The sequence below is a fragment of the Acidimicrobiia bacterium genome, assembly GCA_016650365.1.
Classification (GTDB): Bacteria; Actinomycetota; Acidimicrobiia; order Spongiisociales; family JAENVV01; genus JAENVV01.
This window is the reverse complement of sequence record JAENVV010000158.1, coordinates 1-4716: the sequence shown is the minus strand read 5'-3', so window position 1 is coordinate 4716 and position 4716 is coordinate 1. Positions and strand designations below refer to the sequence as shown.

Annotated in this window: 5 protein-coding genes; 1 reads left to right on the top strand and 4 read right to left on the bottom strand. The window is 62.0% G+C overall.

Features of this window, described 5'->3' with window-relative positions; genetic code table 11:
* Nucleotides 1–24 precede the first annotated feature (24 nt).
* The 4 genes from JJE47_09565 to JJE47_09550 are packed head-to-tail and all read right to left on the bottom strand — an operon-like array spanning nucleotide 25 to nucleotide 4382.
* The gene (locus JJE47_09565) at nucleotides 25–1179 is read right to left on the bottom strand and encodes an MFS transporter (protein ID MBK5267667.1); all 1155 of its coding nucleotides are present in this window, start codon (nucleotides 1177–1179) and stop codon (nucleotides 25–27) included.
* A gap of 5 nt (nucleotides 1180–1184) precedes the next feature.
* Nucleotides 1185–2390, bottom strand: a complete 1206-nt coding sequence (locus JJE47_09560) for a CoA transferase (GenBank protein MBK5267666.1) — start codon at nucleotides 2388–2390, stop codon at nucleotides 1185–1187.
* A gap of 1 nt (nucleotide 2391) precedes the next feature.
* Nucleotides 2392–3489: a Gfo/Idh/MocA family oxidoreductase gene (locus JJE47_09555; protein MBK5267665.1), complete on the bottom strand. Its 1098-nt coding sequence runs from the start codon at nucleotides 3487–3489 to the stop codon at nucleotides 2392–2394.
* The gene (locus JJE47_09550; GenBank protein MBK5267664.1) at nucleotides 3486–4382 is read right to left on the bottom strand and encodes a CoA ester lyase; all 897 of its coding nucleotides are present in this window, start codon (nucleotides 4380–4382) and stop codon (nucleotides 3486–3488) included. Before JJE47_09550 ends, JJE47_09555 begins: the two co-directional genes overlap by 4 nt.
* Before the next feature lie 97 nt (nucleotides 4383–4479).
* Here JJE47_09550 and JJE47_09545 point away from each other — a divergent pair.
* The coding region (locus tag JJE47_09545; protein ID MBK5267663.1) for an acyl-CoA dehydrogenase family protein at nucleotides 4480–4716 on the top strand (237 nt) is incomplete at its 3' end.

Sequence of the window (4716 nt, the reverse complement as noted above, 5' to 3'; positions counted from 1 at the left end):
TGGGATCCAACATTCGACTCAAACTCAATGCGATGCCCTCTCCAGCTTTCGCCCCCCAAGATACATGACCCCGGCTGCCGTAAACGAGGCGGCCGCCACCAGTGACCAGGCAGTTTGATAACTGGCGTTCTCCACGATCCAACCGAACGCCAATGGACCGATGATGCCACCCGAATACAGGCCGGTTCCGACGATGCCCGTCGCCACCCCCGGAGCAGCCGCCGACCGCACGACCACCGCGAAGTTGAAGAGCCCCGGCCACGCCCATCCCGACATGAACGTGACCAGGGTGGCGAGGCCGAGGGTGGCCGTCCCGTCCACCTGCCCGAGAAGCACATATCCGACCGCGCCGAGGCTCATGATGAGGGCCAACATGACGACGTGTCGGTTCCGATGTTGATCACCGAGATACCCCCAACCGATCCGGCCGGCAATCCCGAAGACGCTACCGACAGACAGTAAGGCTCCGGCGGTCGCCGGGGCAACACCGGATGCCACCGCAGACGAGACGTAAAACGCGGCGAGCGAACTACCACCGATAACCGCCAGAGTCGCACCGAGAGCCAGAACCAGCAGAGCTCGACGGTGATCGCTGGAGAGCTGTCCTCGTTCGGTCTTGGCCGAGACCGTCCACCGCTTGAATCCAAGGGCGATCAGCGGCAAAGCGGCCAAGCCGGCAATAACAAACGACGGCCGCCATCCGACTGTTAGCCCGATGAGCGGAAGAGCCGCCCCGGCCAGCAAGGTGGCGATGGGACCGGAAGACTGCTTGAGCCCGAAAGCCACGCCCTGTCTCCGGACCGGGATCCCTCTCGCCAGAGCCAGGTTGGAGGCGGGAAGAGCGATCCCGTTGGCCACCCCGGCGGTCACCATGAACAAGCCGATCATCCAGACCGACCGCGAGGCGGCCACGCCGAGCATCGAACCCAACGTGATAGCGGCCGCCAGAGCCATCCCCCGCCTTCCCCCCAGACGCTCGGCGATCGCTCCGCCCGGGATCGAAAGGGCGGCCGAGGAGGCGTAATACGCAGATGCGATCGCCCCGAGGGCCACCTCACCAAAGTGAAGTTCTTCCCTGATGAGGACGGCCATCGCCCCCAACAAGAACACCGGCAGGGCGCCAAGCGAAATTGATAATGTTCCCGCCGCCAGCGTGCGGTATGGCCGGGAAATTGGCAAGTGACCTACATCCCGCTCGTCCAGTTGACCACGACTCCGTCGGCCTCCAGGGTCTCCAGATCGGCGTCGGCATACCCGAGCCGCTCTTTGAGTACTTCGAACGTTTGCTCGCCCAACATGGGCGCTGATTCATTCGGAAATGTCCAGTCGCTGAACTTCATCGGACTCGGAGAAAAACTGATCGGCCCGAGCGTGGGATGCTCGTAGATCTGCACCATGCCGCGACTCCGAACGTGTTCGTCGGAGAAGACATCGCCCAGGCTGTTGACGGGCGCCGATGGAATGTCGTAGCGATCAAGAATCTCTATCCATTCCGCCTTGGTTTTCGTGCGAAACACTGCGTCGAGGATTGGGACAACTTCGGCCCGGTTGGCGACCCGGGCGGCATTGTCGGCCGTCCGGGGGTCGGTCTTGAGGTCGGGCCGGTCAATGGCATCACAAAGGTTGATCCAGAATTTCTCGTCGCGAGCCGCCACCACCACGTACCCATCCAGTGTGGCGAACGCCTGCCAGGGGACCATGTGGGCATGGGCGCTTCCGTGGCGACCGACCTCCTTGCCGGTCGTCAGATGGTCAAGCGCATCGTACGAAAGCAGGTGGATCAGGCTGTCAAGCATCGCCACGTCGACGTGCTGCCCGGTTCCGTTCCGTTCCCGCCCCACCAGCGCAGCCAGGATCGAGATGCACGCATAGATGCCGCCGGAGATATCGGCCATCGGCGCACCCATCCGAGCCGGCGGGCCATCCGGGTCACCGGTGATATCCATATGCCCCGAATACGCCTGGACGACCAGATCAAAGGCAGCTTTGTCCTTGAGGGGGCCGGTCTCACCAAACCCCGTCACGGAAACGGTGATGATGTCCTCGTTGAGTTGCTTGAGCGTGTCATGGTCGATTCCCAGCCGGGCCATAACCCCGGGTCGGAAATTGTCAATCACCACGTCGGCCTGCTTGACCAGGTCGTAGAAGATCTGACGGCCCCGCTCACTCTTCATGTCCATGACAACGCTCTTCTTACCCCGGTTCATAAACAGGTGAATGGCACTTTCGTCACCGAGGGGGGCGATCTTCGCATTACGGGCCGTGTCGCCCCACTGTGGCTCGATCTTGATGATCTCGGCGCCCAGATCGGCCAGGATCACCCCGGCGAAATTTCCGGCGATGACCTGACCCAACTCCAGGATCATGATTCCGTCGAGCATCCCCGGCATCTCAGTCAGCCCAGACGATCGGAACGACCTCGCCGGTGCGAGCGGATTCGTCAACCGCCCGCGACACAACCAGCACATCGAAGCCCTGGCGTCCGCTGGCCAGAATCGGATCTGCTCGATGCTGGCCGACGCTGTTGATGAACGCATGCGTCTCTTCTTGCATTGCTCCGAAGTGCTCACCCAGTGCCCAATCGCCCGGCATGTATGAGCCAAGCAGCGCCACATTCATCTCGATGTCGGGGGTGTACGGAGCCGGAACGGGCTTGTTCGACGCCATCATCACGTCCCGGTGGTCGTCCTTGACGCTGATCGTGCCTTCTCGCCCGAACAACTCAAAGTCCATGGTGGCAACGTTGGCAGGCCAGAAGACCGGTAGCTCCCAACTGACCCCGAGGTTGGCGACCGCTCCGCTGGCGAACTTGAGAACACACCACGTCGAATCAAGTGATCCGAACTCCTCGTTCATGGCGCCCTTCGATCCGGCCGCGTAGGCCGAGATGGGCTTTTCGCCGTCCATGTACCACATGAGCAAGTCGAACAGATAGGTCATGGTGTTGATCGAAGGCGTCGTCGAATTAGCCCGCGAAATCACCGACCTGGCTACGGCCTGGGTCAGGTAGATGGTCGACTTGGCGCTCGTGACCTGGCCGATGTAACCCCGGTTGACATGCTCTTTGATGGCCAGGTAGCGGCGACGAAAGCGTTGGGTGAAGCCGGTGTACACCATCACTCCATATTCCTCCGCAGCGGCCAGGAGCTTTTCGGCTTCACTGGGAAGAATGGTGAACGGCTTCTCGATGAGGAGATGCTTGCCGGCCTGAATGGCTGCCATCGCCGGCTCGAAGTGAGCATCCTCGGTGGAGGCAATCACCACGCAGTCGACTTCGTCGCGCCGGATGACCTCAAGCGGATCAGTGCTGTATTCGTCGGCCCCACAAGCTGCGGCAAGGGTGGCTGCCTTCTCCTCGACGATATCGCAGACGCCGATGAAATCGACCGACGGATGCCGATGGGCGATCTGGGCGCGCAACGTGCCAATCGACCCGGCCCCAATAACCGCGATTCCGACGCCGCCCTCGATATACCTGCTTCGACTCATACCTGTCCCTCCTGGCGGGCGGCCGCTCGGTCCGCCAACTCTGCACGCGCCAACACCGCTCTGGCCACCCGGGCCACGGCGTAATCGACCATTTTTCCGTCGACCGCGATGGAGGCGGAGCCCGCCTCCAGCGCTTTGTCGAATTCTTCGATGATGCGGCGATGGTGGGCCACCTGTTCAGCGGTGGGGGTGAAGACGTCGTTGATCACGGCCACCTGGGCCGGGTGGATCGCCACCTTGCCGACGTACCCGAGAGTCCGGGCCAGCTCGCATTCAACCCGCAGCGCATCCAGATTCCTGAAGTCCATGAAGACCGCCTCCAGGGGATTCTGGATCCCGGCCGCCCGAGCATCCATAAGCACCTTCGCCCGGCTGAACATGAGACCCGTTCCTTCGGGCGTCCATTCAACGCCGAGGTCTGCCACCAGGTCGCCCTGCTCGCCCCCGCCGTACAAAACCGATTCGACTCGCTCGCTGGCGAGCATCATGTCGTATGTATTGCGAGCGCCGAGCCCACTCTCGATCAACGGCATGACCCCGACCGTGCCGGGCGCATGCCCGTTGGTCATCTCCAAAGCCCGCAGCGCCCCGTCGACCTCGCGGATGAGGCTGGCATGTTCGGCTTTCGGGATAACCAAGCCGGCCACACCCGCCGCTCCGGCGGCCACGACATCGTCCCAGAACATTTCAGTTTCTGGACCGTTCGTCCGGACGTAGAGCGGAACGGGAGAGGCTGGCAAGGCGGCGAGGGCATCTCGAGCGCCGGCCTTTTCATCCATGGCGACCGCATCTTCAAGGTCCACGATCACTGCGTCGGCTCCCGACCGAATGGCCTTCTCAATGAGGTCCCGGCGGTGGCCGGGAGTGAATATCATCGATCGCAAAGGTTCCATGTCCTCATCCTTTCGCGTCTCACTCTGTAAGACACTGGCGCGCTGAATGATCCGACAATATGCTGGTACTTCAGAGCTGTCAACGAGGAGGTCGAAAATGGAGACCAAACTGAGTCCCGAGCAAGAGATGTTTCGGACCACCGTCCGCGATTTCTGTCAACGGGAAATCTCTCGCGAGTATGTGCGGGAGTGCGATCGTGAACGTCGTCCTCCCCGGGACTTGTACGACAAGCTCGCCGCTCAAGGGTGGGTCGGGATCAACATTCCCGAGGAATACGGAGGCTCTGGAGGCGGTGCGGTCGAGGTGGCCATCCTTCTCGAAGAACTCGGCCGA

Excerpts from the sequence above, each read along its gene's own strand:
- JJE47_09560 (MBK5267666.1), bottom strand. The coding sequence starts at position 2,390 with ATGCCGGGGATGCTCGACGGAATCATGATCCTGGAGTTGGGTCAGGTC.
- JJE47_09555 (MBK5267665.1), bottom strand. The coding sequence starts at position 3,489 with ATGAGTCGAAGCAGGTATATCGAGGGCGGCGTCGGAATCGCGGTTATT.
- JJE47_09550 (MBK5267664.1), bottom strand. The coding sequence starts at position 4,382 with ATGGAACCTTTGCGATCGATGATATTCACTCCCGGCCACCGCCGGGAC.